Source organism: Leisingera sp. F5, assembly GCF_001593695.1.
Map to the genome: position 1 here is coordinate 1 of NZ_LUKH01000940.1, position 1,438 is coordinate 1,438.

The following is a 1,438-nucleotide window of genomic DNA, read 5'->3' on the forward strand; positions in this document are numbered from 1 at the left end:
GCCCAAGGCAGCCTCGGCCTGTTCGCGCGCCGTGCGCAGATCGCCGCTGTTGCAGACGTCGGCGGCCAGCGGCAGCACCTGGCCCTTGCCACCTGTCTCCAATGCCATGACTGCACGTATGCGCTGGGCGGTTCGGTTGGCTGGGCTGTGACTGCTGAGCCAGCGATCCCAGGCATTGCGCGGCGGCAGGCCTTCGCGGGAAATCAGCGAGACCTTCGCGCCGTATTCGCGCATCAGGTAGCCCGCGATGCTCAGGCCGATGCCACCGTATCCGCCGGTGATCAGATAATGCCCGCCTTGTTTGAAGGGCGGGGTCTCCGGTTCGGGCAGCGGCTGCGGGCGCCAAGTGAGTTCAAACCGTTTTTCACCGCGCCAGGCGGCGGAGGCGTTTGCGGGTTCCGCCATCAGGTCTTCCAGCAGGCGCGGCGTGATGTCCGGGGCCTCAGCCGGTTTCCGGAATGCAAACAGTCCTTGCGGTTTTGGCGGCAGTTCAATGTCGATGGTGGCGCATGTCAGCCCTGGCAGTTCACGCGGGATGACCCCGGCGGGGCCTGCAATCATCGCTTTTTCCGGGTAGAGCAGTGCTTCGCTGCGCACCTGGGCGGCGCCGGTGGTGAACACGCTGATATGCGCGGGGCCGGGCAGATCGGCATTGGCCAGTTCCTGAGCCAAAGCGGTGAGGGAATGAAACCCCATTTCAAGATTGCGGTCAAAGAAGGAGGAACCGGGGCGATAGGTTTCGGCGTCCGTTACCAGCCAGAAATGAGCGATGCGGTCCGGCAGCAACGCGGCCTCTGCCAGATCACCTAGCAGCATGCCATAAGCAGCGCGGCCCTGTTCAGGCGGCAGTAAGTAGGAGGTTGGGGACAGCTGCGCATAGGTGTCCCCGGCGCGGACGCGGACGACTCTGTGGCCTGCGGCCTGCAACTGGTCCGCGGTGCGGGCGGCATGGCCTGTTTCATCCTCGAAAATCAGCCAGGCATGCGGCTCCTGGTCCAGTTCCAACATCACATCCAGCGCGCAATCGGCCAAGCGTGGACGCCAGGCGGGGCGGTAGCCCCAATCTGCCAGGTTTTCATGCCGGGCCGGGGCGGTGTCTTCCTCAACTGCGGGTTTGCCGGGTTCAATGAAATAGCGGCTGCGCTGGAAGGCATAACCGGGCAGGGGCAGGCGGTTGCGCCGTGCTTCGCCCCAGATCTGTTCCCAATCAGCCTCGACTCCGCAGGCCCAAAGGCGGCCGATGACGCCGAAGAAGTAGCTGTCATCCATCACGTCCTGATCCGGGTGGCGCAACGAGCTGAGCACCTGGCCCGACTGCACGGCGGGCGACATTTGCGCCAGCGCGCTGAGCGCCTTGCCGGGGCCGACCTCCAGGAACACGCGGTTCGGAGCTTTGGCGAGGGTCTCGATGCAATCGGCGTAGCGCACGGTGTTGCGC

General features: G+C 65.1%; 1 protein-coding gene. It reads right to left on the reverse strand.

Annotated elements, in window-relative coordinates:
* The coding region (locus tag A2I95_RS37660) for a KR domain-containing protein (RefSeq protein ID WP_291737547.1) at nt 1-1,438 on the reverse strand (1,438 nt) is incomplete at both ends.